General features: G+C 63.1%; 25 protein-coding genes and 1 other annotated feature. Of the genes, 19 read left to right on the top strand and 6 right to left on the bottom strand.

Going from position 1 to position 25115, the window contains the following annotated elements:
- Positions 1 to 159 precede the first annotated feature (159 nt).
- The 8 genes from spoIVA (at position 160) to tyrS (ending at position 10298) form a co-directional block, all read left to right on the top strand.
- A complete protein-coding gene (gene spoIVA, locus LKD37_RS05485) occupies positions 160 to 1641 on the top strand; it encodes a stage IV sporulation protein A (RefSeq protein WP_302928276.1) in 1482 nt (493 codons plus the stop codon).
- Between the two features lie 788 nt (positions 1642 to 2429).
- Positions 2430 to 2996: a DUF21 domain-containing protein gene (locus LKD37_RS05480; protein WP_302928275.1), complete on the top strand. Its 567-nt coding sequence runs from the start codon at positions 2430 to 2432 to the stop codon at positions 2994 to 2996.
- A gap of 15 nt (positions 2997 to 3011) precedes the next feature.
- Complete coding sequence (gene dxs, locus LKD37_RS05475; RefSeq protein ID WP_302928274.1) at positions 3012 to 4868, top strand: 1-deoxy-D-xylulose-5-phosphate synthase; 1857 nt, start codon at positions 3012 to 3014, stop codon at positions 4866 to 4868.
- A complete protein-coding gene (locus LKD37_RS05470; RefSeq protein WP_302928273.1) occupies positions 4858 to 5661 on the top strand; it encodes a TlyA family RNA methyltransferase in 804 nt (267 codons plus the stop codon). The genes dxs and LKD37_RS05470 overlap by 11 nt, the downstream gene beginning before the upstream one ends.
- 88 nt (positions 5662 to 5749) lie before the next feature.
- Positions 5750 to 6550, top strand: coding sequence for an NAD(+)/NADH kinase (locus tag LKD37_RS05465; RefSeq protein ID WP_302928272.1), 801 nt, complete (start codon positions 5750 to 5752; stop codon positions 6548 to 6550).
- The gene (gene argR, locus LKD37_RS05460) at positions 6547 to 6999 is read left to right on the top strand and encodes an arginine repressor (RefSeq protein WP_296836268.1); all 453 of its coding nucleotides are present in this window, start codon (positions 6547 to 6549) and stop codon (positions 6997 to 6999) included. Before LKD37_RS05465 ends, argR begins: the two co-directional genes overlap by 4 nt.
- A gap of 36 nt (positions 7000 to 7035) precedes the next feature.
- Positions 7036 to 8709, top strand: coding sequence for a DNA repair protein RecN (gene recN, locus LKD37_RS05455; protein WP_302928271.1), 1674 nt, complete (start codon positions 7036 to 7038; stop codon positions 8707 to 8709).
- A 49-nt stretch (positions 8710 to 8758) separates the two neighbouring features.
- Positions 8759 to 9005 (top strand) — a binding site (T-box leader).
- 66 nt (positions 9006 to 9071) lie between these two features.
- A complete protein-coding gene (tyrS, locus tag LKD37_RS05450; RefSeq protein WP_302928270.1) occupies positions 9072 to 10298 on the top strand; it encodes a tyrosine--tRNA ligase in 1227 nt (408 codons plus the stop codon).
- Between the two features lie 123 nt (positions 10299 to 10421).
- On the opposite strand, the gene LKD37_RS05445 is transcribed toward tyrS, so the two are convergent.
- The 6 genes from LKD37_RS05445 to LKD37_RS05420 all read right to left on the bottom strand — a co-directional run bounded on the left by LKD37_RS05445 (position 10422) and on the right by LKD37_RS05420 (position 15872).
- Positions 10422 to 12452: a hypothetical protein gene (locus tag LKD37_RS05445; RefSeq protein ID WP_302928269.1), complete on the bottom strand. Its 2031-nt coding sequence runs from the start codon at positions 12450 to 12452 to the stop codon at positions 10422 to 10424.
- On the bottom strand, positions 12449 to 13321 hold the full coding sequence (locus LKD37_RS05440) for an ATP-binding cassette domain-containing protein (RefSeq protein WP_302928268.1): 873 nt from the start codon (positions 13319 to 13321) through the stop codon (positions 12449 to 12451). Before LKD37_RS05440 ends, LKD37_RS05445 begins: the two co-directional genes overlap by 4 nt.
- Before the next feature lie 5 nt (positions 13322 to 13326).
- Positions 13327 to 14529 carry a hypothetical protein gene (locus tag LKD37_RS05435; RefSeq protein WP_302928267.1) on the bottom strand — a complete coding sequence of 401 codons (1203 nt, stop codon included), beginning with the start codon at positions 14527 to 14529 and terminating at the stop codon, positions 13327 to 13329.
- A 237-nt stretch (positions 14530 to 14766) separates the two neighbouring features.
- A complete protein-coding gene (locus LKD37_RS05430; protein ID WP_302928266.1) occupies positions 14767 to 15156 on the bottom strand; it encodes a DUF6120 family protein in 390 nt (129 codons plus the stop codon).
- Complete coding sequence (locus LKD37_RS05425; RefSeq protein ID WP_302928265.1) at positions 15066 to 15500, bottom strand: PadR family transcriptional regulator; 435 nt, start codon at positions 15498 to 15500, stop codon at positions 15066 to 15068. Before LKD37_RS05425 ends, LKD37_RS05430 begins: the two co-directional genes overlap by 91 nt.
- A 279-nt stretch (positions 15501 to 15779) precedes the next feature.
- Positions 15780 to 15872, bottom strand: a complete 93-nt coding sequence (locus LKD37_RS05420) for an LPXTG cell wall anchor domain-containing protein (RefSeq protein ID WP_302928264.1) — start codon at positions 15870 to 15872, stop codon at positions 15780 to 15782.
- Between the two features lie 309 nt (positions 15873 to 16181).
- Here LKD37_RS05420 and tgt point away from each other — a divergent pair, with 309 nt between their 5' ends.
- The 11 genes from tgt (at position 16182) to LKD37_RS05365 (ending at position 25033) form a co-directional block, all read left to right on the top strand.
- Entirely contained in the window at positions 16182 to 17315 is a 1134-nt protein-coding gene (tgt, locus tag LKD37_RS05415; protein ID WP_302928263.1) for a tRNA guanosine(34) transglycosylase Tgt, read from the top strand.
- A gap of 273 nt (positions 17316 to 17588) precedes the next feature.
- A complete protein-coding gene (gene yajC / locus LKD37_RS05410) occupies positions 17589 to 18041 on the top strand; it encodes a preprotein translocase subunit YajC (RefSeq protein ID WP_302928262.1) in 453 nt (150 codons plus the stop codon).
- A gap of 65 nt (positions 18042 to 18106) precedes the next feature.
- Positions 18107 to 18532: a hypothetical protein gene (locus tag LKD37_RS05405; RefSeq protein WP_302928261.1), complete on the top strand. Its 426-nt coding sequence runs from the start codon at positions 18107 to 18109 to the stop codon at positions 18530 to 18532.
- A 362-nt stretch (positions 18533 to 18894) separates the two neighbouring features.
- Positions 18895 to 19494, top strand: coding sequence for a stage II sporulation protein M (locus LKD37_RS05400; protein ID WP_302928260.1), 600 nt, complete (start codon positions 18895 to 18897; stop codon positions 19492 to 19494).
- Positions 19495 to 19514: 20 nt separating this feature from the next.
- A complete protein-coding gene (gene xerD, locus LKD37_RS05395; protein WP_302928259.1) occupies positions 19515 to 20390 on the top strand; it encodes a site-specific tyrosine recombinase XerD in 876 nt (291 codons plus the stop codon).
- Positions 20391 to 20488: 98 nt separating this feature from the next.
- Complete coding sequence (ruvC, locus tag LKD37_RS05390) at positions 20489 to 21001, top strand: crossover junction endodeoxyribonuclease RuvC (RefSeq protein ID WP_302928258.1); 513 nt, start codon at positions 20489 to 20491, stop codon at positions 20999 to 21001.
- Position 21002: 1 nt separating this feature from the next.
- Positions 21003 to 21602 carry a Holliday junction branch migration protein RuvA gene (gene ruvA, locus LKD37_RS05385; RefSeq protein WP_302928257.1) on the top strand — a complete coding sequence of 200 codons (600 nt, stop codon included), beginning with the start codon at positions 21003 to 21005 and terminating at the stop codon, positions 21600 to 21602.
- Between the two features lie 12 nt (positions 21603 to 21614).
- Positions 21615 to 22655 carry a Holliday junction branch migration DNA helicase RuvB gene (gene ruvB, locus LKD37_RS05380; protein ID WP_302928256.1) on the top strand — a complete coding sequence of 347 codons (1041 nt, stop codon included), beginning with the start codon at positions 21615 to 21617 and terminating at the stop codon, positions 22653 to 22655.
- Positions 22656 to 22674: 19 nt separating this feature from the next.
- On the top strand, positions 22675 to 24024 hold the full coding sequence (gene glmM, locus LKD37_RS05375; RefSeq protein WP_302928255.1) for a phosphoglucosamine mutase: 1350 nt from the start codon (positions 22675 to 22677) through the stop codon (positions 24022 to 24024).
- A gap of 70 nt (positions 24025 to 24094) precedes the next feature.
- Positions 24095 to 24718 carry a sigma-70 family RNA polymerase sigma factor gene (locus LKD37_RS05370; protein ID WP_302928254.1) on the top strand — a complete coding sequence of 208 codons (624 nt, stop codon included), beginning with the start codon at positions 24095 to 24097 and terminating at the stop codon, positions 24716 to 24718.
- Between the two features lie 36 nt (positions 24719 to 24754).
- Entirely contained in the window at positions 24755 to 25033 is a 279-nt protein-coding gene (locus tag LKD37_RS05365) for a zinc-ribbon domain containing protein (RefSeq protein ID WP_022176930.1), read from the top strand.
- Positions 25034 to 25115: the final 82 nt, after the last annotated feature.

Here is a 25115-nt window from a genome sequence, read left to right as displayed (position 1 = left end):
TGGATTTTTAACGAACCTGTTTGACCTGTATTTTAACACAGGTATTGCCTATTAATCAACATGTTGTCGGCTTTTTCTGTAAAAATTTTCCGTCTATCCCGGCCCGGGGACGCATAGAGTAGCACCAGACAAGATGTTATGGAGCAGGAGGAATGGACCATGAATCAGTCCGCATCCATTTATCAGGATATGGCGGCCCGCACCGGCAGCAGCATTTACATCGGCGTGGTGGGGCCGGTGCGCACCGGAAAATCCACCTTTATCAAGCGCTTTATGGAGACCCAGGTGCTGCCCAATATCCAGGACGGCTACCGCCGGGACCGGGCCCGGGATGAGCTGCCCCAGAGCGGCTCCGGCCGCACCATCATGACCGCCGAACCCAAGTTCGTGCCGGAGGAGGCGGTGGAGGTTCGCATGGAGGAGGGGGTCACGTTCTCCGTAAGGCTCATCGACTGCGTGGGGTATATGGTGCCCGGCGCCGTGGGCCAGTATGAGGACCTGTCTCCCCGGATGGTGATGACCCCCTGGTACGACCACGAGATCCCCATGACCGAGGCGGCGGAGCTGGGCACCCGGAAGGTCATCTGCGACCACTCCACCGTGGGCATCGTGGTCACCACCGACGGCAGCGTCACGGAGATCCCCCGGGAGGACTATCTGGAGGCCGAGGAGCGGGTAATCCGGGAGCTGCAGGAGCTTGGCAAGCCCTTTGTGGTGCTGCTGAACTCCGCCCAGCCCCAGGGCTCCCGGGCCCAGTCCATGGCAGCGGACATCGAGCGGCGGTATGACGTCCGCTGCCTGCCGGTGAACTGCCTGGAGCTGGGGGAGCAGGAGATCACGGAGCTGCTGCAGGGGCTGCTGTATGAATTTCCCCTGCGGGAGCTGGACCTGTTCCTGCCGGCCTGGGTGGAGGCTCTGCCGCCGGACCACCCCATCAAAACCGGCGTATACCAGGCGGTGCGCCGGGAGGCGGCGGACCTGGCCCATGTGCGGCAGCTGCGGGACTGCCTGTCCGCCCTGCAGGGGGAGGGGGATATCTCCGCCGCCTCCATCCGCAGCCTGAACCTGGGGATCGGCATTGCCGAGGCGGACCTGGACCTGCCCCGGAGCCTGTTTTACGACACCCTGAGCCGCCAGTCGGGCCTGTCCGTGACGGACGACGGCGACCTGATGCAGCTTCTGACCAGCCTGGCCGCCATCCGGAAGGAGTATGACCGCCTGGCTCCCGCCATGCAGGCGGCGCTGGACACGGGCTACGGCATTGTGATGCCCAGCGTGGAGGAGCTGAACCTGGAGGACCCGGAGATCGTCCGCCAGGGCGGGCGATACAGCGTCCGCATGAAGGCCAGCGCCCCCTCCATCCACATGATCCGGGCGGACATCGCCACCACGGTCTCGCCCATTGTGGGCAATGAAAAGCAGTCCGAGGACATGGTGAATTACCTGCTCCAGGAGTTCGAGGGAGACACCGGCAAGCTCTGGCAGTCCAACATCTTTGGCCGCAGCTTCCACGAGATCGTGGGAGACGACCTGCAGGCAAAGCTCCGGCGGATGCCGCAGGACTCCCAGAAGAAGCTGCGGGAGGCCCTGGAGCGCATCATCAACGACGGCAGCGGCGGCCTGATCTGCATCATTCTGTGATTTTTCCCGGCAGGGACCGTTTTGCGGCGGTCCCTGCCGCATTTTATACGGAATATATTGCATAAAATGCTTGAATATTTGGAAAAAGTGTGCTAATATACTTAATTACTGAACAGCGGCGCAGTATCCTAGTCGGATCTGCCGTCTTGTAAGAAGGGCCTAAAAATCCTTTAAAGGGCACAACTGTGAAGTCCCTGGTGCCTGCTGCTTACGCCCAGTTTGGGGTGGGTGCTGGGGGGAGACGCGGGAGCCCCCGCGTCTGCGATGGTAGGGCGCCCTCCAATGGCATGGAGGACCCGACCCTGCTACCGTGGAGACCTGCTGTTGTGCACAGGCGTACTCCCCCTGTGGTCAAGCGACCTGTGTACGAGGCAGATGATGAACCTGCAATGCGGTGCTACCCGGCTTTACCGCCGTAACGCTGTGTGCAGAGTAGCCTGCCTTGCGTGGGCAGGGTGGATAGGGAAGTGGAAGCACCGGTCTCCCCGGCCAGGGAGACTGTGTTGATTCCCTTGAAACCCTGGCTGCAAAAGAGGCTAAGAGACGGTCTGACCGCTGTGGAAATCACCTAGGCTGTCCTCACGGGACGCCGGAGGGATTGCAGTGCGGACTAAGTGGCAATCGGGTCCCATGGCCGGCAACACCATGGCGCAGCGCCTAACGGGAAACCACCTGACCGGCGACGGAAGGCGCGCTGCGGGGAAATCCAACCCGCACCTAAGCCGTAAGATTAACCTTCGGCGTTGCCCTGTTCAGTGTACTATAACAACAAAGCGAGGGATCTACTCTTGAGCGATCGCGACAGGAGCAAGGACAAAAACGGCGGGAAAAAGAAAAGCGGCCGGGGCTGGGCCCTGCGGGTGTTTGTGCTGGCGGTGGTGCTGTCGGCGCTGCTGAGCTTTTTCTCCACCACCGCCCTGGAGGGCACGGGATACGTTGTGGCGGCGCTGGTGCTGGCCGTGTTCATCGGCCTGGGCATCGTGTTCGACATGATCGGCGTGGCCGTTACAGCGGCGGACCCCAAGCCCTTCCACTCCATGGCCGCCCACAAGGAAAAGGGCGCCAAGGCGGCCATCCGCCTGCTGCAGAATGCCAACCAGGTGTCCTCCGTGTGCAACGACGTGGTGGGCGACATCTGCGGCATCGTCAGCGGTTCCACCGCGGCGGTGATCGTCACCCACCTGCAAAGGGACCTGAGCACCACCTCGGTGCTGATCTCCATCGGGGCCACGGCGCTGATCTCCGGCATTACCATCGGCGGCAAGGCCCTGGGCAAAACCGTGGCCATCAACCAGTGCACCAGCGTGGTATACCGGGTGGCCCGGATCATGCACGCCCTGCATCTCTCACGCTGAAATGGAGCGATATCGTTGATTTTAGACCATATGGACAGCCCCGCCGATGTGAAGGGGCTCAATGAAAATCAGGCCCGGCAGCTCTGTGCGGAGCTGCGGGATTTCCTGGTGCGGGAGGTATCCCGGACCGGCGGCCACCTGGCCTCCAATCTGGGGGTGGTGGAGCTTACCGTGGCCATCCACCGGGTGTTCGACACCTCCGTGGACCGGCTGGTGTTCGACGTGGGCCACCAGTGCTATGTCCACAAGGCCCTGACCGGGCGGCGGGAGCTGTTCGATACCCTGCGGCAGTTCGGGGGCCTGTCCGGCTTCCCCAAGCCCTGGGAGAGCGTCCACGACGCATTTATCGCCGGTCATGCCTCCAACTCCGTGTCGGTGGCCCTGGGCATGGCCCGGGCCAGGACCCTGCAGGGGAAGGACTATCATGTGCTGGCCCTGATCGGCGACGGCGCCATGGGCGGCGGTCTGAGCTTCGAGGGGCTCAACGACGCCGGAGCCAGCGGCGAGCCGCTGATCGTGATCCTCAACGACAATGGCATGTCCATTGACCCCAACGTGGGCGGCCTGTCCCGGCACCTGTCCCGGCTGCGCAGCACGCCGGAGTATTACGAGTTCAAGCGGCGCTATCGCCAGATGCTCACCGGCAGCCAGACCGGCAAGCGGGTGTACGCCATGAGCCACGATGTGAAAACGGCCCTGAAAAAATCCCTGCTGCCCGGCAGTACGGTGTTTGAAAACATGGGCTTTACCTATATGGGTCCCGTGGACGGCCACGATGTGGAGACCCTGACCCAGATGCTGGTGCTGGCCCGGGATATGCGCCGGCCGGTGCTGCTGCATGTGCATACCGTCAAGGGAAAGGGATACCCCTACGCCCAGCAGGAGCCGGGGAAATACCACGGCGTGGGCCCCTTCGATGTGGAGACCGGAAAGCCCCTGAAATCGTCGGGGGAGAGCTTTTCCACCGTGTTCGGCCATGAGCTGCTGGACCTGGCCCAAAAGGACGACCGGATCTGCGCCGTTACCGCCGCCATGGTGGACGGCACGGGGCTGACGGAGTTTGCCCACGCCCTGCCCAAGCGCTTTTTCGATGTGGGCATTGCCGAGGGCCACGGGGTGGCCATGTGCGCCGGTATGGCCCAGCAGGGCATGGTGCCGGTGTTTGCAGTGTATTCCAGCTTCTTGCAGCGGGGTTATGACATGCTGCTGCACGATGTGGCGCTGAATCATCTCCATGTGGTGCTGGGGGTGGACCGGGCAGGACTGGTAGGAGCCGACGGCGAGACCCACCACGGCTGCTTCGACCCCATGTACCTGTCCCAGGTGCCGGGGATGACGGTGCTGTGTCCCGCCAGCTTTGCTGAGCTGCGGCGGATGCTGCACCGGGCGGTGGAGGAGATCGACGGCCCCGTGGCGGTGCGGTATCCTCGGGGCGGCCAGGGCCGCTACCGGGAGGACGGCGGCGACGGAGCCTTTGCCTGCCTGCGGGAGGGCGAGGACGCCGCGATCCTGACCTACGGCATTCTGGTGAACCAGGCCCTGGACGCGGCGGACCTTCTGGCCCAGAAGGGGATCCGGGTCCGGGTGCTGAAGCTGAACCAGATCTGTCCTCTGGACAGCGGCGCGGTGAAGGAGGCCCTCTCCGGCACGGAGCGCCTGCTGGTGCTGGAGGACTGCATGGCCACCGGCTGCGTGGGTCAGCGCATAGCCGCTATCCTGGCCCAGGAGCGGATGGAGCCCCGCTGTCTGACGCTGAAAAATCTGGGCGGCCGGTTTGCCCCCCAGGGTACGGTGGACCAGTTATACAAAGCCTTCGGTCTGGACGCCCGGAGTGTTGCGGACAGTGTGGAGGAGATGCTGCATGAGCAATAAAACAAGACTGGACGTGCTGCTGGTGGAGCAGGGGCATATGGAAAGCCGCCAGAAGGCCCAGGCCGTCATCATGACCGGCAGCGTGTTTGTGGACGGTCAGCGGGTGGACAAGCCCGGCACGGCGGTGCCCAACACCGCGCAGATCGAGGTGCGGGGACACGCCCTGCCCTACGTCAGCCGGGGCGGCCTGAAGCTGGAAAAGGCCATGAAGACCTTTCCGCTGACCCTTACCGGCAAGGTCTGCGCCGATATCGGGGCCTCCACCGGGGGCTTCACCGACTGTATGCTGCAAAACGGCGCCCAGAAGGTCTACGCCGTAGACGTGGGCTATGGCCAGCTGGACTGGAAGCTCCGGGGGGACCCCCGGGTGGTGTGCATGGAGCGCACCAACGCCCGGTATCTCACCCATGAGCAGATCCCCCAGGAGCTGGACTTTGCCTCCGTGGACGTGTCCTTTATCTCGCTAGGCCTGATTCTTCCGGCCCTGGACGGGCTGCTGTCCCCGGAGGGGGAGGCCGTCTGCCTGGTGAAGCCTCAGTTTGAGGCGGGCCGGGAAAAGGTGGGCAAAAAGGGCGTGGTCCGGGACCCGGCCGTGCACCTGGAGGTGCTGGAGGCGTTTCTGCGCCATGCGAAGGAAAACCACTTTACAGTGCTTGGAATTACTTATTCCCCCATCCGGGGACCGGAGGGGAATATCGAATATCTGGGCTATCTTCGTCACGGGCAGGGAACCCCCGGCGACTTCTCTCTGCCGGAGATCGTGGAGGCGTCCCACAGCCAATTGAAGGACTGAGGTGAGCGGCATGAAACCAAAACGCGTGATACTTTGTCCCAATCCGTACCGGGACAGTGAACTGAAAGTGTGTAGACAATCCCGGGATATGCTGGAAAGCCTGGGGATGCAGACCTCCGTTTGCCTGCCCTTCCAGCGGGAGGGGTACGGCGAGGAGCTGGGCCTGTCCATGCGCCCCTTACAGCAGGAGATCCGCCAGGCGGACCTGCTGATCGCCTTCGGCGGCGATGGCACCATCCTGCACCTGGCCCGTACCGTGGCACTGCACAGCGTGCCGGTGCTGGGGGTGAACCTGGGGAGCCTTGGCTTCATGTCGGAGCTGGAGGTCAACGAGCTGGACCGGCTGCGGGACCTGGCCCAGGGCCGCTTCACCGTGGAATCCCGGATGATGCTGGACGTGTCGGTGCTGCGGGAGGGGCGGCAGGTATATAACAACATCGCCCTGAACGACGCAGTGGTGTCCAAGGGCTCCATCGCCCGGGTGGTGCGGCTGGATATCTTCACGGAGGAGGGCCGCCTGACCAAGGTAGGCGGCGACGGCATCATCGTCTCCACCCCCACCGGCTCCACCGGCTATTCCATGGCCGCCGGAGGGCCTATCGTGGAGCCCACCGCAAAGAACCTGCTGCTGACGCCCATCTGCCCCCATTCCACCCGCTCGTCCTCCTATGTGCTTTCGCCGGAGCATATAATCACCGTGGAGGCGGCGGACGCCAACCGGAAATTCGTCTATCTTTCCGTGGACGGCGGCAAGGCGTTTTCCCTGAAAAACGGAGACCAGGTGCGGGTAAGCACCTCAAAATATACCACCAGGCTGGTGCGGCTCTCCAAAAAGAGCTTTTGCGAAATACTGGACAAAAAAATGGGAACGGAGGCTTCTAAAAAATGAAAAACGACCGCCAGAACCAGCTCCTCCAGATCATCAGCGAGGAGATCATCGAGACCCAGGAGCAGCTGCTGGAGCGGCTCCAGGCCAAGGGGATCAAGAGCACCCAGGCCACTATTTCCCGGGACATCAAGGAACTGCACCTGATCAAGGAGCCCGCCGGGCAGGGCCGGTACCGCTACGCCGTTTCCGCCCACCGCACCAAGCTGAACTTTGCCGACAAGCTGCGCACCATCTTCCGGGAGAGCGTCCTGACGGTGGACAACGCCCAGAATATCGTGGTCATCAAGACCCTGCCGGGCCTGGCCAACGCCGCCGGTTCCGCCGTGGACGGCATGGACGTGCCGTATCTGGTGGGGTCCCTGGCCGGCGATGACACGGCCCTGCTGATCATGCGGGACACGGAGAGCGCCCTGGACTTCACGGAAGAGATCAAGGAAATGCTGCGCTGACGCGGGACATGGCGCAGACATCGGAGGGATACGCAGATGCTGCAATTGCTCCACATTGAGAATATCGCCATCATCGAGTGTGCGGACATCGAGTTCCGGCCCGGCTTCAACGCCCTGACCGGCGAGACCGGCGCCGGTAAGTCCATCGTCATCGACTCCATCAGCGCCGTGCTGGGCCAGCGGACCTCCCGGGACCTGATCCGTACCGGGGCCAATATGGCCTTTGTCAGCGCGTGCTTCACGGACATTCCGCCCCGGCTGGGGGAGGACCTGGGCATTGCCTGGGAGGGGGAGCTGCTTTTGCAGCGGGAGATCCACGGCGACGGCAAGAACGTCTGCCGGGTCAACGGACGCCCCGTCACCGTTACCCAGCTTCGCACCCTGGGCAGCCGCCTGCTGAATATCCACGGTCAGCACGACGGCCAGCAGCTGCTGGACGAGGAGCAGCACCTGCTGTATCTGGACAGCTTTGGCCGGACGGAGCAGCTGTTGGCGGAGTATCGCGAAAAATACCAGGCCATGGCCGCCTTGCGGCGGCAGATGCAGGCCCTGGAAATGGACGAGGCGGAGAAGGCCCGGCGGGTGGATACCCTGACCTATCAGCTCCAGGAGCTGGAGCGGGCCAAGCTGCGCCCCGGCGAGGAGGAGGAGCTGCAAAGCCGCCGGACCCTGCTGCACAACGCGGAGAAGTTCATCTCCGCCGTGTCCGGGGCGGATTTCTGCCTCAACGGCGACGACGGCAGCGACGGTGCCGCCAACCTGGTGCGCCAGGCCCAGGGGGCCCTGGCCCCGGTGCGGGGTCTGGACCCGGAGCTGGGGGAGCTGTATGACCGGCTGGAAGCCGCCTACAGCGAGATTTACGACCTGGCGGACACCATCCGGGACAAGCGGGAGGATTTCGACTTCTCTCCCAAGGAGCTGGACCGGGTGGAGGGACGGCTGGACCAGCTGTACCGCCTGAAAAAGAAATACGGCCCCACGGTGGAGGAGATGCTGGAGTACCAGGCCCGCTGCCGCCGGGAGCTGGACGACATACAGGACGCGGGGGACACCCTGCTGCATCTGGAAAAGCAGCTGAAGAAGGCGGAAAAGGCCGCCCGTCAGGCGGCGGAGAGCCTGTCCCAGGCCCGGCATCAGGCGGCCCAGCGGCTGGAGGAGCAGATCCTCACAGAGCTGCGACAGCTGGACATGGGCAGAATTCGGTTTGCCATCCGCTTTACGGAGCAGGCCCTGGCGGAAAACGGCATGGACCAGGTGCGGTTCCTGATGTCCGCCAACGTGGGCGAGGAGCTGCGCCCCATCCACAAGATCGCCTCCGGCGGCGAGCTGGCCCGCATCATGCTGGCCATGAAGAACGTCCTGTCGGAGCAGGATCAGGTGGGCACCATGGTGTTCGACGAGGTGGACACCGGCGTGTCCGGCCGGGCCGCCCAGAAGGTGGCCGAGAAAATGGCCCGCATCAGCCGCACCAAGCAGGTGCTGTGCGTGACCCATCTGCCCCAGCTGGCCGCCATGGCCGACACCCACTTCTCCGTGGAAAAGGGGGAGCAGGGGGGACGTACCTTTACCCGGGTGGTGCAGCTGGACCGTGCCCGGCGGCAGCAGGAGCTGGCCCGTCTCACCGGCGGGGCCTCCATCTCCGCCACCATGCTGGAGGGGGCCGGGGAGCTGCTGGACCAGGCGGAAAAATTCAAGAAAACCTTGGCCTGACCCGTTGACAACCGGGGACGGAAACGCTATAATGTGCCTAACTTCATATGCAACAGCGATGAAGGGAAGAAGTATCCGGCCAGTCTGCCTGCAAAGAGAGCCCCTGTGCGGTGAAAAGGGGAGAGGCGGCGGCGGGAGAATACATCCCGGAGCAGCCTTCTGAACGGCTCGATGCCTATTAGGAATGTGTCGGGTTCGCCCGTTACAGCGATAGGGTGTTGCTGCACCCGATGAGGCCGCACGCCGCGAGGCGTCGGCGAAGCTGAGGTGGTACCGCGATTTTTGTCGCCCTCTGTCAATCTGACAGGGGGCGTTTTTTTGCCCCCTGTACGCCCAAAATATCGGAAAGGAATCAGAACAACATGGGAATTTATGAAGAACTGGTGGCCCGGGGACTGATCGCCCAGGTCACCAACGAGGATGAGATCCGCGAGATGATCAACAACGGCAAGGCCACGTTCTATATCGGCTTTGACTGCACGGCGGACTCCCTGACGGCGGGCCATTTCATGGCCCTGACCCTGATGAAGCGCCTGCAGATGGCGGGCAACAAGCCCATCGCCCTGATCGGCGGCGGCACCACCATGATCGGCGACCCCTCCGGCCGCACGGACATGCGCAAGATGCTCACCAAGGAGGACATCGACCACAACGCCGCCTGCTTCAAGCGGCAGATGGAGCGGTTCATCGACTTCGGCGAGGGCAAGGCCATCATGCTCAACAACGCCGACTGGCTGCTGAAGCTGAACTATGTGGACCTGCTGCGGGAGGTGGGCGCCTGCTTCTCTGTCAACAATATGCTGCGGGCCGAGTGCTACAAGCAGCGCATGGAGAAGGGCCTGAGCTTCCTGGAGTTCAACTACATGATCATGCAGAGCTACGACTTTTACTACATGTTCCAGCACAACGGCTGCAACATGCAGTTCGGCGGCAACGACCAGTGGAGCAACATGCTGGGCGGCACGGAGCTGATCCGCCGGAAGCTGGGCAAGGACGCCCACGCCATGACCATCACCCTGCTGACGGACTCCCAGGGCAACAAGATGGGCAAGACCGCCGGCAACGCCGTGTGGCTGGATCCCAACAAGACCAGCCCCTTCGAGTTCTATCAGTACTGGCGCAACGTAGACGACGCCGACGTGCTCAAGTGCATCCGGATGCTGACCTTCCTGCCTCTGGAGCAGATCGACCAGATGGCCGACTGGGAGGGGGCAAAGCTCAACGAGGCCAAGGACATCCTGGCCTATGAGCTGACCAAGCTGGTCCACGGCCAGGACGAGGCCGAGAAGGCCCGCCAGGCGGCTCGGGCTCTGTTCGGCGGCGGTGCCAATGCCCAGGATATGCCCACCACTGAGCTTACCGGCGACGACCTGGGCAGCGGCGAGATCAACGTGCTGAACCTGCTGGTCCGGTGCGGCCTGTGCGCCAGCAAGGGCGAGGCCCGGCGGCTGGTGCAGCAGGGCGGCATCACCGTGGGGGACAAGAAGGTGGATTCCATCGACGCATCCTTCGGCTGCCAGGAGTTCACCGGCGACGGCCTGATCATCCGCAAGGGCAAGAAGGTGTTCCACCGGGCCGTGCTGATCTGAGGATAGCCAGCAGAAGCAAGCTATCGCCAGGTGCGTCCAATACGAACGATATATGGGATCATCCCTGCATGTTATAAGCCAAAAAGGGTGCGGACAGCGATGTCCGCACCCTTTTTGTATCTTTCACATCCAGGCGTATGCCGCCCCCACGGGCAGCAGGAGAAGCAGCAGCGACAGCAGCAGGGCCGGAACCATGGCGCACCGGCGGGAGAGCAGCAGTACCGCAGCGGCAGCCGCCGCCAACAGGAGAAACCGGCCTGCCAGCAGCGCCAGCACCACGCCGCCCACCGTCCAGCCGTCCGACAGGATGGACAGGCACTGCACGCTGTTGGCCTGAGCGGCCATGTTCAGCTGGCCGTAGGCTCCCTGCACCGTCAACGGACCCGGAAGCCACAGGGATAGCGTCAGCAGCAGGACATAGCCCCCTGCGATGGCACATTTCCACCGCACCACGCTCCTTCGGCGGGGGCTGGCCGTCAGCAGGGCGTCCACGCCGCTCTCCCGCTCCCCGGCGAAGCTGCTGAACAGCAGCAGTGCTATGACCAAAAACGCGCCGCCCAGCTCCAAAACATCCTGACGCAGGGCATCCGCCCCCAACAGCCGCTGATAGCCGGTCTGATACAGGTACACCTGCCCCGGCCGCAGGGCGCGGTACTGGTTCTGCGCCATGTGGAAGGCGTCCTCTGCGTGGAGCTGATTCCGTATGGGCTCCGTCTCCCGGTCAAAGGTCACAGAGTCGGGATACCGCCGCCCCAGCTCCAGAAGCTGCTCGTTCAGCTCGTCAAACCGTGCCTGCTCCGACGCCAGGTAGGCGTCCTTTTCCTGGCTGGGCGCGCCTGATAAAAACTCGGAATAGTTCCGATAATACACCTCAAATTCACTGCGCTCCGGGGTGAATCGGCCGTACAGCAGGGCGATGACGGCAAAAAATGCTAAAAGGATCCACAGTCCGCACCGGGAGATCAGCGCCTTATACAGTTCGTGTCCCGCCAGGCAGGTATGCCGGGGGCGGGGAAGCGACCGTGTAAAGGCCACCCGCTTGCCGGAACCGCCGGGGGTTTGGGCGTACAGCGCCGCGCCGACGATTCCGGCGGCCAGGGCCAGAACAAGCAGGAATATCGCGCCGCAGAGGACCCGGTCCTGGGGGCTGCCCAGCAGGTTCAGATACACCGCCTCCCGGCACAGGGCTTGCCCGTCCGCCAGCTGCCACAGGCTGAGATTCCGCAGCCATAATTGGGAGCTGCCCGCCATGAGGGCGGCTATGCCCCCGCAGACCGCCGCGCCGCCAACCGCCGCAGCGGCATTGGCCGCCCGGGCGCACAGCAGGAAGATCAGCGCCGCGCAGCACAGCAACCATAGGTATTTCAGCCCCGCCGCCAGAGCCAGCAGTTCGCCCACCGTCATCCGGTAGGGGCAGGCGGCGAAGCCGTACAGGCTCTGCACCGGGGCGTCAAGCTCCGCGAAGCCGTACAGAAGCCCGGCGATCAGGGCGTTGACGCCGTAGAGCAGCACGAAGCCCGCCGTGGAGAGAGTCGCTGCGGCGGCCAGCTTTCGCCCGTAGACCCGGGACCGGCCCAGGCGGGTGGGGCGGGTCAGGTTCACAAGCCCCGATGCCCTCTCATGGGTCAGCAGGGTCAGTCCACCCGCCAGGGGGAACAGCAGCGCCAAAGCGTCCGTCAGATGAAAGAACAGCAGTACCTCCGCACCGCCCAGAAACGCCGCCCGGGGGGTCACGTCCGCCAGGGACTCATAGACCGCCGCGCCCCGCTCTAAGGAGCGGGCGGCAAAGCCGTCAAACAGTCCCATCCGCAGCTTCAGCCGGGATTCCGCCGCCAGGCCCGCCCGGAAGGAGGGATATTCCTCCGCCTGCCGCACCCGCTCACCTGCCGCGTCAGCGGCGGAAAGCTCACGGCGCAGGGCGTCGTATTCGCTGCGTGTGCCGGTGTGTGCGGCCTGCTCCAGCTCCTGCCACAGGCGCTCCTCGTATCCCGGCAGGTCCTTCTGGGCCATGGCCTGATGCAGAGCGGACACGGTATAGCCGCCTGCGTCTCCGGCGGCGTGGAGGGCGAACAGCACCCCATTGCAGAGCACCGCCAGAACCAGTAGCAGGCACAGCCGCCCGCTGCCGCCGATCTTCCGCAGCTCCCAGGTCATAGCGCCGCCCCCTCCCCGAAGTGGAACAGATACACATCCTCCAGGTCGGGCCGGGCCGGAGCGCAGGGAAGGGGCGGCTTTGCTGCGCTGAGCAGACGCACCAAAATGCCCTCCTGCTGCCGGGACACGCCGCACACCGTGCCGTACTGCGCCATGCCGGGGAGCTGCGTCTCCGCTGCGGTCAGCTCCCATACCCGGCCCTCCAGCTCCTGCTCCAGGGCGTGGGGGGAGCCCCGGCGGATAATAAGGCCCTGGTTCATCAGAATCAGCTCCCGGGCGATGAACTCCACGTCCTGCACCACATGGGTACACAGCAGCACGATCTTCTCCCCGGCGATCTCGCCGATGAGATTCCGCACCGCCACCCGCTGGCGGGGGTCAAGGCCCGCCGTGGGTTCGTCCAGCACCAGGATATCCGGGTCGTGGAGCAGGGCCTGGGCCAGCAGCAGCCGCTGCTTCATGCCCCCGGACCAGCCACGGATGGGGCGGCCTGCCGCCTCCGTGAGGTCCAGCCGCGCCAGGGCCCAGTCCATGCGCCCTTTGGCGTCCTCCCGGCTCATGCCCTGAAGGGACGCCATGTAATAGAGAAATTGCTCCCCGGTGAAGCCGGGATATAACGCCTGCTGCTGGGGGCAGTATCCTAGCCGGCGGCGGAAGGCCTCCCCCATGGAGACGGTGTCCTGCCCGTCCAGGGTGACGTGGCCCCGGGTGGGCCGGAGATTCCCGGTGAGGATGTTCATGAGGGTGCTTTTGCCTGCGCCGTTGGGGCCTAACAGGCCGTATACCCCCGGCGTCAGGGTCAGGTCAATGCCTCGCAGGGCCTCCTTTGCGCCGTATCGCTTGGCGACGTCGTGAAATTGCAGCTCCATATCCGTCACCCCACATCCACGGCGTTTTCAAAGCGTACGGCGTAGAAATCTTCTTTGGAGATGATGCATTGGCCATTGTCGCCCAACGCCCGGAAGAAGGAGCCGCCCTCCTGGAAGGGGCTCATGGCTATGCCGTGCTCGTTGGTGGAACCCACCAGCTCCACGGGCTTACCATCCTGCAGATCGGCCATCCAGAACCGATAGCCCGCTTCTGTCTCGGTGATGATAAATGCCTTGCTGTCCATGACCCAGTAGTGGATGATATCCTCCATGGTCAGCAGGGTGCGGCTCTCGCCGCTCTCCAGGTTCAGAAGGCGCAGCTGGTCCCCACACTGGTAGATATGCTCCATGCCGTAGACCTGCGCGGGGTCGACGCTCATAAGATAGCCGTCCTTGTTATGATCGGCCACAACGGTATAGTCTCCGCTCTCCATATCCCACAGCAGAAGCCGCCGCTGGGTGTTTTTGTAGAGATACCGCCCGTAGGAGGCGTCCTCCCCGTACAGGGCCGTGAACTCCTCCGTACTCATCCGGTCCGGCTCCTTCAGCACCTCCACCACGGCGCCCCAGCGGGCGGAAAAGCCCATCAGCGTCCCGGGGACAGACAGCTCCCGATAGCTGCCGGCGGCAAGGTCATATAGCAGGGAGCTGCCCTCGGTTCGGCTCTCGACCCGCCCGTCCGCCTGCTGCTCCGTGATGCGGCATTCCAGATGCAGGGTGGCCTTGCCGCAGGAGAAACGCCCCAGGGCGGCGGTGTAGAAATGATTGTCGGTGTTGTCCCACTGCTCCAGGACGGTGACTTTCCCGCCGGACAGCTCCTTGCGCACCAGGCTTGCGCCGCTGCCCGCGTCATCGAGGGTGGCGTAGAGCACCCCGTCCAAAACGGCGAAGCTGTTGACATTCCCCACCCACGCCTGGCAGCTGGCGTCCCTGTGGGAGCAGCCCGGCTGGGCGCACAGGGCCATGGTCCGGCCGGAGGCATAGTCGTAGTAGCTCACCGCCCCGGCGGCGCAAATATACCAGCCGTTGTCGTCGGTGAACACCGAGCCTGTCCCGGCGGCGTCCCGGTTGTCCTTGGGCAGGGCGTGCCCTTGGGCGACGGGGGTCGGCTCCGGGTCTCCGGAGGGATTCCCGGCAGGGCCTTCAGGCCCGGAGCAGGCGGTCAGCAGCAGGAGCAGCGCAAGAAAGCATGGTACGAAGCGTTTCATTGGATAGTCCCTCCCCGATGGAATCGTAAATTTTGCCCGCCTATCACACTATATATGTAGTAGGCGGGCGGCTTTTGTTGCAAATCAACAGGATAGCTGCAAGCCGGATTGTAGCATATTGTGCAAAATATGTCAATATTCTTGAAAATATCTTCTAAAAAAAAGTATTGCGGGCAGACGCTGCGGCCGCGATAGACAAAGCCCCCGGAAAGCAGGGCTTTCCGGGGGGATTTCCGCCTATTGGCCGTATGGCGAGGGTTCCTCGATGATGCTGGTTTCGCTCCAGCCGTTGTATGCCTGGTGATAGTCATACAGGCTGACGCAGAGGGCCGCCACCCACAGCAGCAGCGCCGTCAGCACCGCCGCGATCAGGATCGTCAGCACCTGACGCCGCCGACGCAGGGCGGCCAGCAGCTCCTGGGTGCTCATGGCGTCCACATATGCCGCGGCCACCTGCTGGGGCGTCCCGAACCGGGCTTCCAGGTCTGCGTCCCGGGTTTCGGCGCAGTAGGCCTCCGCCTCGCTGCGCAGAGCCGTCAGCAGCTGCTTTTTGTGTTTTCCGGCACAGGGCAGATAGCTGCCGACGGCCCGGACATATCGGTTGACCTGCCGCTGTCTTTTCCGCATGGCGGCGCCTCCTCTCGAATGATGGCCGTTACGCCGGTCATCATGGATTCATATTCCCGGATCATTTCCTCCAGCCGGGCTTCTCCGGCGGGCTCCAGGTGGTAGTATACGCGGGTCATCCGCTTGCCCACCAGCACCCGGCGGTCGGAGATCAGTCCCTGCTCCTGCAGCCGGTACAGCACCGGGTACAGGGAGCCCTCCTGGGTTTTCAGCCGTCCGCCGCTGCGCCGTTCCGTCTCCTGCACCAGCTGGTAGCCGTACATATCTTCCCTTCGCAGCAGCGACAGCAGGATCAGCGCCATGACGCCGCGCTGGAATACATTGGGTCCCGAATCGCGTGACATACCGCCGCCTCCTTTGCCAAAGTTCTCCTTCTTTTATACCATCCGTTCCGGAAAAATGCAACATTTTCCTGTTTGAAATGTGCGGCTTGAATGCTGAAGGCCCGTACCGGCGGGTATTGGCCGGTACGGGCCGTTGATCGTTATGAAGGCTTATCCGGTGATTTTCCGGCTGCTCAGCATGTACCCCAGCGCACCCAGGAGCAGCAGCCCGCCGCACAGACTCATGCCGTCATAGGCGTCCATTTTCCGGAGGCCATTCGGTGCCTTTCCGGCGCCCCTTCATTTTCCGGTGGCACCCCGTTTTTTCACAAAAAGCACCACGGCGGCGATCAATGCCAGCCCCGCGGCGAGCAGCAAAAGATTCTTATTCATTGTATATCTCCTTATATTTTCGTATTCTTTCGCTGGGAGGCCTGATACCTTCGCACTCCCAAAACCGGATTCTACATGATCACTTCTCCTGTTATATTGATTTTGTGCATCGTTCCGGATGCCTAACTAACATTCATTAGCTTTACTATGATCCGCTGGCTGCGTCTTGTCAAGAGGGCCGCGCATTTTTTTGCCGATTCTCTCCCAAAAACCAGGGGAGTTGAAATACTCTGCCGGATTTGCTATAATAGGCCCCGTGAAATAAGAAGCATCCGGCAAAACGGATGTCTGTCTGTTTAAGGAGAAGCTATGTTCAAAGTAATCAAAAAAGAGGGCCGGGCCCGGCGGGGCGAGTTCTGCTGCGCCCACGGCGGCACGGTGCAGACGCCGGTATTCATGAACGTGGGCACCCAGGCTGCCATCAAGGGCGGCGTGGACGCCTTCGATCTTCACGATCTGGGCTGTCAGATCGAGCTGTCCAACACCTATCACCTGCATCTGCGCCCCGGCGACGACGTGGTGCGGCAGATGGGCGGCCTGCACCGGTTCATGAACTGGGACGGCCCCATTCTCACGGACTCCGGCGGCTTCCAGGTGTTCTCCCTGGCCAGCCTGCGGAAGATCACCGAGGAGGGCGTCACCTTTGCCAGCCATCTGGACGGCCACCGCATCTTCATGGGGCCGGAGGAGAGTATGCGCATCCAGTCCAACCTTGGCTCCGATATCGCCATGGCCTTTGACGAGTGCGTGGAAAACCCGGCGCAGTACGACTATGCCAAGGCCAGCTGTGAGCGCACCCTCCGGTGGCTGCAGCGGTGCAAGGCGGAACATGACCGGCTCAACGCCCTGCCGGACGCCGTGAACCCCCATCAGATGCTGTTCGGCATCAACCAGGGGGCCACCTATGAGGACCTGCGGATCTGGCACATGCAGCAGATCGCCAAAATCGACTGCGACGGCTTCGCCATCGGCGGCCTGGCGGTGGGGGAGCCCACCGAGGTCATGTACCGCATCATTGAGGCGGTGGAGCCCCATATGCCCGCCCACAAGCCCCGGTATCTCATGGGCGTGGGCACGCCCAGCAACATCATCGAGGGGGTGGCCCGGGGCGTGGACTTCTTCGACTGCGTTATGCCCGCCCGCAACGCCCGCCACGGCAAGCTCTTTACCTGGCAGGGGGCCATGAACATCAAAAACGCCAAGTACAAGCTGGACGACCGGCCCATCGACCCGGAGTGCGACTGCCCGGTGTGCCGCCGGTTCAGCCGGGCCTATGTCCGCCACCTGTTTGCGGCGGAGGAGATCCTGGCCCTGCGCCTGGCGGTGATGCACAATCTGTATTTTTACAACAAGCTGGCCCAGCGCATCCGCGACAGCCTGGACGCCGGCTGCTTTGAGGACTTCCGCCGGGAGTACAGCGAGAAGCTCAGCCGCCGTATCTGACGGCTTCAGCTTGTCAAAAAAGTCTTTTTGACAAGCTGTGTGCGGTTTTTCAGAACTTTTTAAGTTCTGAAAAACCTGTGATTGCAAACGAAAGACACCCCTGATGGGTTTCTTTCGTAACTATCTTCCTTTCCGATGGCGGAAGTTTTTCGGGTTTTTCGACAGTCTTGGCTTTTCCGCGGTTTTCTGAAAAAACTTGCCTGTCCCCCTTGCCAAACAGGGAGAAGTTATTGTATAATAACGCTATATTCGTGAAAAAGGAGTTTTTGTCCCATGATTGAATTTGCCTATGCCGCCACCACGTCCGGCAATACTCCCGCTGCTGGTGGCGGTATGTCTTCTATCGTGCTGATCGTCCTGATGGTGGCCATTTTCTACTTCATGCTCATCCGTCCCGAGAGCAAGCGGAAAAAGCAGGCCGAGGAAATGCGCAGCTCCCTGCAGAAGGGCGACTGGCTGACCACCATCGGCGGCGTGTATGGCCGCGTCGTGGCCATCACCGACCGCACCGTGGTCATTGAGACCAGCGAGGACCGGGTCCGCATCGAGTTCCTGAAGTCCGCCATCGGCTCCGTGGGTACCCTGGATGAGCAGGCCGCCGCCGCGCAGCGGGGCAGCCGCAAGGCCAAGAAGGGCGCCGAGGCCGAGAAGCCTGTCGAGGCTCCCGTGGAGGCTCCCGCCGAGGAGACCCCCGCCGAGACCGAGAAGGCCGAGGATCAGGAGTAATTTTCCTTCATAAAAAAACCTCCCCTGCATACGCTTAGAAAAAAGCGCCAAGGGGAGGTCTTTTTATGTCTGCACTGGGGGCTGTTCTGGGAAAGCGGACCTGGCTGGGGGCGGGCGCTATCCTGCTGGCGGCGGCCGGGGGCTGCGCCCTGGGGGCGCTGCTGGTGGTGAAGGGCGTCCTGCCGGAGGGCGGCGCTCTGGCCTGGGGCTGCGGCTGCTGGGCGTTAGCTGCCTTTGCCGGAGGGCGGGTGGCCGTCTGGGGCAGGGGAGAGGGGACACTGACGGCGGCTCTGACCGCCGGTGCGGCGGCGTACCTGCTGGCCTGGCTGGCGGGTGCGGCCATAGGCGACCCGACCTTCCGTACCGGCGGGCTGTACCTGACAGCCGCCATCTTCGGCGGCGCCGGTGCGGCGGGGCTGCTGGGGAGCAGACCCCGAAAAAAGCGCCGGGACGCCAGACCGCCGATCCGAAAGCCTGTCCGGCGGAAATAGGCCCGCCGGAGCAGCGTGGTGAAAATCACGAAAATGCCGCTGCGGCAAAAATTTCCTTGACAGGGGACTATACGAATCGTAATCACGCGTACAGGCAAGATATGGGGCCAAAGCCGGACCGTCCGGACCCATATCTTGCTCTTTTCGACCCGAAAAGAGACGACCTGATCCGGCGGTCTACAAGGTTAACATAACGCGGTTTACATAACAATTTAACATAACTCACAAATTTGCCGCCACCGCCGAAATAATCCTTGCGCCGGCGGCCGTTTTGGCCTATATTAGAGGACGTCCCTTTTGTTTGGCTTATGGCTTCTATTTGCCCCGCTTGTCTCATAGGATCAGATGAGGTGAGTGTGCAAATGAAGCTGTTTCCCGTAAGGACCCAAGCCCTGCGGCTTCCGGCGCTGGTACTGGTATGCCTGCTGTTGGTGCTGGGGGCAGTGCTGGGCTTTGCCGTCTGCCGGGCCGTGCCCCAGCAGGACCGGCAGGAGCTCAGCGACTATCTGCATCAATATGCCCAGGCCACGGCAGACGGCCGGGGGCCTTCGGCCTCGGCCCTCAGCGTGGCCGCCGCCTATTTCCGCTATCCGCTGGCAGCGGCGCTGCTGGGGCTGACGGCGGCGGGACTGGTGCTGCTGCCGGTTCTGTCGGTGGCCCAGGGCTTTTTTCTGTCGTTTTCCGTCGGCTGCTTTGCCCGGGCTCTGGGCCGGGGCGGCGTATACCTGGCCCTGGCGGCCTTCGGGCCCCGATGTCTGTTTGTTCTGCCCTGCACCCTGCTTCTGACGGTGCAGGGTTTATCCGCCGCCGCCCGCCGCCGGGACGGACAGAAGGTCCGCCTGACGGAGGGGGCCTACTGGCGCCGGGTGGGGCTGTGCGGCCTGATTCTGCTGATAGGGGCCGCTCTGGAGCTGACCTTCGGCCCCCGGCTGCTGCAATGGGTCATCGCCCGCACACTGTAGAAAGAGAGGAGGAGACGTGTATGCCCGACTATATCGCCCTGTACCGCGCCTATCTGGAGCAGGAGAAGCACGCCTCCCCCAACACCGTCAGCTCCTACGTCCGGGACCTGACCCAGTTCCGGGTCTGGCTGCCTCAGGGCAGCGACCTGCGCCGGGTCAAGCCCGCCGCCGTGGAGGAGTATCTGGCCCACCTGACGGACCAGGGCCGCTCGGCGGCCACCGTCACCCGCAGCGCCGCCTCCATCAAGTCCTTTTACCATTACCTGGTGCTCTCCGGAGCCATGAAGGCCAGCCCCGCCAAGGGCGTGGCCGCCGCCAAGGTGGAGCGCAAATGCCCGGAGATTCTGACCGGCCGGGAGGTGGAGCTGTTTCTGGAGCAGCCCAAGTGCGTGGACGAGAAGGGCTATCGGGACCACGCCATGCTGGAGCTGATGTACGCCACCGGCGTCCGGGTGTCGGAGCTGATTGCCCTGAACGTGGAGGACGTGAATCTTCCGGCGGCGTTCCTGCGCTGCGGCGACGAAAAGCGGGAGCGCATCATTCCTCTGTACCCCCGGGCGGTGAAGGCCCTGCGGGACTATATCCAGGTCATCCGTCCCCGCCTGGCGGACCAGGAGGAGGCGGCGCTGTTTGTCAACATGAACGGCCAGCGCATGACCCGCCAGGGCTTCTGGAAGCTGGTGAAGCACTACCAGGCCAAGGCCGAGATCACCAAGGACATCACCCCCCACACCCTGCGACACTCCTTTGCGGTGCATCTGCTGGAGAACGGGGCGGACCTGCGCTCCATCCAGGAGATGCTGGGCCACGCGGACATCTCCTCCACACAGATCTACGCCCACATCATCAAGCAGCACCTGCAGGACGTGTACCGCAAGGCGCACCCCCTGGCCTGATAGGATTGAACCACAGCGCAGCAAAAAACTGCTGCGCTGTGTTGCATTTCACCCGAACATTTGTTATAATAAGATGATATCTCGGTGGAGGATCAGCCATGCGCATTTTAGGGATCGACCCCGGCGTGGCCACCGTGGGCTTCGGCGTGATCGAGGCCCAGGCAGGCCGCCAGCAAATGATACAATACGGGGCCATCACCACCCCGGCCGGTCAGCCGCTGGCCGCCCGCCTGGTGCAGATCGCCCAGGACATGGAGACCCTCATCACCCAGTTTCAGCCCGATGAAATGTCCATCGAGGAGCTGTTTTTCAGCAAGAACATCACCACCGGCATCGCCGTGGCCCATGCCCGGGGCGTCATTCTGTACACCGCTGAGCGCCTGCACCTGCCGGTGTATGAATACACCCCCATGCAGATCAAGCAGGCGGTAGTGGGCTATGGCCTGGCCGACAAGCACCAGGTCATGGACATGACCCGGCGGCTTTTGAAGCTCAAGTCCATTCCCCGGCCCGACGACGCCGCCGATGCGCTGGCCATCGCCATGTGCCGCGCCCGCAGCGCCACCAGCCTGCTGCGGCGGAAGGATCCGGATGTAAAGGAGACCGTCTGATATGTTTTACTATGTAAACGGCACCGTGGCCGAAACCGGCCCCAATCTGGCCGTCATCGACTGCGGCGGCGTGGGCTATGCCTGCGCCACCACCAACTATACCCTGTCCCAGCTGAAAAAGGGTGAGCGCGCCAAGCTGTATACCTATCTTTATGTCCGGGAGGATATTTTCGAGCTGTATGGCTTTTCCTCCCAGGCGGAACTCAATAGCTTCAAGATGCTCATCGGCGTCTCCGGCGTAGGCCCCAAGGCGGCGCTGGCGGTGCTGTCGTCCACGTCGCCCCAGAATCTGGCCCTGTCCATCGTTACCGGCGACGAAAAGGCCCTGACCGCCGCCCCGGGCATCGGAAAAAAGATCGCCCAGCGCATCATTCTGGAGCTGAAGGACAAGCTGGCCAAGGATCAGAGCAGCTTCTCCGCCCAGAGCGGCGGCGCGATTCCCGTGGTCCTTCCCGGCGACAAGGGCGGCGAGGCCGCCGCCGCGCTGGCGGTGCTGGGCTACGGCTCTCAGGAGATCGGCCTGGCCCTGAAGGGCATCGACATGGATGCCCTGCCCCTGGAGGAGATCATCCGTCAGGCGCTGAAGAAAATGGTACGGTAAGGAGGCAGGCCCATGAGCATCGACTTCGGAACGGATATTTACGAGGAGCCCCTTGTTTCCAAGAGCTTCCTGCCGGAGGACAGCGGCGAGCTGTCCCTGCGCCCCCACACCCTGCGGGAATACATCGGCCAGCAGAAGGCCAAGGAGAATCTGTCCGTTTTCATCGAGGCGGCCCGCCGCCGGACGGAGCCTCTGGACCATGTGCTGCTCCACGGCCCCCCGGGCCTGGGCAAAACCACCCTGGCCGGCATCATCGCCGCCGAGATGGGGGTGAACATCCGCATCACCTCCGGCCCCGCCATTGAAAAGCCCGGCGACCTGGCGGCGCTGCTGACCAACCTCAGTGAAAACGACATTCTGTTTGTGGACGAAATCCACCGTCTGAACCGCTCCGTGGAGGAGATCCTGTACCCCGCCATGGAGGACTACGCCATCGACATCATCATCGGCAAGGGCCCCTCCGCCAATTCCATCCGGCTGGACCTGCCGAAGTTTACCCTCATCGGGGCCACCACCCGGGCCGGGCAGCTGTCCGCCCCTCTGCGGGACCGTTTCGGCGTCACCCTGCGGCTGGAGCTGTACACCCCGGAGGAGCTGGCCCTGATCGTCACCCGCAGCGCCGGGATCCTGAACGTCCCCATCCAGCCGGAGGGGGCCATGGAGATCGCCCGCCGCTCCCGGGGCACCCCCCGCATCGCCAACCGTATGCTGCGCCGGGTCCGGGACTTTGCCCAGGTCAAGGGCGACGGCACCATTACCCGGGAAATGGCGGACCACGCCCTTCAGGCTCTGGAGATCGACTATCTGGGCCTGGACCCGGTGGACCGCCGGATGCTCCGGGCCATCATCGAGAATTACGGCGGCGGCCCCGTGGGCCTGGATACCCTGGCCGCCACCATCGGCGAGGAGTCCGTGACCCTGGAGGACGTGTACGAGCCGTATCTGATGCAGCTGGGCTTCCTGACCCGGACCCCCCGGGGCCGCTGCGTTACCCGTAAGGCATACGAGCACCTGCACATGGACTTTATGGGCCAGGAACAGCTGGAATTATAACGAATAGGAGAATCGGAATATGGGAAAACTCTTTGGCACCGACGGCATCCGCGGCATAGCGGGGCAGACCCTGACGGCGGAGCTGGCATTTCATGTGGGACAGGCGGTGGCCGCCGTCCTGACGGAGGAGAAGGGCAACCGTCCCCTCATCACCATCGGCAAGGACACCCGCATTTCCTCCGATATGCTGGAAGCGGCCCTGATGGCCGGTATCTGCTCCGTAGGCGGCGACGTGATGCCCCTGGGCACCATCCCCACCCCGGCGGTGGCCTTTCTGACGGTGCAGCAGCAGGCGGACGCCGGTATCGTCATCTCCGCCTCCCACAACCCCTATGCCTACAACGGCATCAAGGTCTTCAACGCCCAGGGCTACAAGCTCTCCGATGAGATGGAGGGGCGTGTGGAGGACCTGATCCTGAACCATGCGAAGCTTCCGGCCGCCGTGGACGGCGCCGTGGGCCGCCGCCACCACGGTATGCACGCCCTGCACAGCGCCTATGTGCAGCATCTGCTGGGCAGCATCGACTGCGACCTGACCGGCCTGCGGGTGCTGGTGGACTGCGCCAACGGCGCGGCCAGCGCCACCGCGCCGGACCTGTTCCGGGCGCTCCCGCTTCAGGCGGACTTCATCCACACGGAGCCTGACGGCGTCAACATCAACAACGGCTGCGGCTCCACCCATCTGGAGTCCCTGGCCCGGGGAGTCGTCTCCGGCGGGTATGATCTGGGCATCGCCTTCGACGGCGACGCCGACCGCTGCCTGCTGGTGGACGAGCAGGGGAATACCATCGACGGCGACAAGGTCATGGCCGTCTGCGCCTCCGAGCTCAAGCGCCAGGGGAAGCTCTCCGGCAACACCGTGGTGGCCACCGTTATGTCCAACCTTGGCCTGCATGAGTACTGCCAGGAAAACGGCCTGGACCTGGTGTGCACCGCCGTAGGCGACCGCCATGTGCTGGAGCGGATGCTGGCCGACGGCTTCGCCATCGGCGGCGAGCAGTCGGGCCACACCATCTTCCGGGCGTATGCCACCACCGGCGACGGCGAGCTGACGGCCCTGCAATTCCTGCAGACCCTGCGCCGCAGCGGCGTCCCCGCCTCTCAGCTGGCCGCCCGATGCCCCCAGTATCCCCAGGAGCTCATCAACGTGGAGGTCCCCCACACCCCCGGGGTCAAGGAGCGCATCATGGCCGATGAATCCCTGCGGCAGGAGACCCGCCGCTGGGAGGAAAAACTGGGCGGCCAGGGCCGCATTCTCATCCGTCCCTCCGGCACCGAGGCCCTGATCCGGGTGATGGTGGAGGCGAAAACCACGGAAATTGCCCATCAGGTGGCCTCTGTTTTGGCTGATTTCATAAAAAAACTGTGATTTTCATCACAGGATACACAAATTTCCCAAGAAGGCTTGACAAATTATTTAGTGAAAAGGTATAATGTCTATGGTTTTGGATACTGGACTTCGCTATGACCAATTAGAAAACCTGTCCGACGAGGAACTTTGTTTCTTGAGTCGTGCAGGGCAGCGTCAGGCGGAGGACGTTTTAGCCACCCGGTATCATTGGCTGGTCCGTTCCTGCGCCCGCCCGTATTTTCTCATCGGCGGCGACAGCGAGGACCTGATGCAGGAGGGGATGTTCGGCCTGATCAAGGCCATGCGGGAGTTTGATCCCCAGCGCTCCCCACTGTTCCGGCCCTTCGCCGGGCTCTGCATCCATCAGCAGGTGTGTTCCGCGCTCCGGCGGGATGCCAGCCAGAAGAACGCACCGCTTAACCAATCCGTCCCCTTGAATCCCTCGCTTCTGAACGCAAATTCCGTCTTCGTGCAGGTCGATCCCGAGCGTTTGCTGATCGACAGAGAAAAGGCTGCCAGTCTGCTGGAGAATACCCGCAAACAGTTGTCCGCTTTCGAGGAAAAGATTTTAGGGTTATTTTTGGACGGTCTTGCTTATGGCGAGATCGCGGAAACCGTTGGCAAGCCCATCAAATCGGTGGACAACGCCGTGCAGCGGATTCGCCGCAAAGTGGCGCGGCAGCTTTCATCCGGCGATATCAGCAACAGCTGAACGCAATATATTTCATCTCAAAGAGAGGGTAAAATCATGTACGAAGACAAGACTTTGGTTTGCAAGGAGTGCGGTAAGGAGTTCGTGTTCACCGCCGGTGAGCAGGAGTTCTATGCTGAGCGCGGCTTCCAGAACGAGCCCCAGCGCTGCAAGGCCTGCCGCGACGCTCGCAAGAACGCCGCCCGCGGCCCCCGGGAGTTCTTCACCGCCACCTGCGCTGCCTGCGGCGGCGAGGCCCGCGTGCCCTTCGAGCCCAAGAGCGACCGTCCTGTTTATTGCAGCGACTGCTTCGCCAAGATGCGCGAGAACGGCTAATCGCTGATTCAGTAAATTGTAAAAGCGGCTGTCCTGATCTGCCACACGCCGCCAGGAGCTCAGACCCGCGGTGGGATCGGAG

Source organism: Brotocaccenecus cirricatena (assembly GCF_020687045.1).
Taxonomy (GTDB): Bacteria; Bacillota; Clostridia; order Oscillospirales; family Oscillospiraceae; genus Vescimonas; species Vescimonas cirricatena.
The sequence above is the reverse complement of the archived record's forward strand: the minus strand, read 5'-3'. Positions and strand labels throughout refer to the sequence as shown.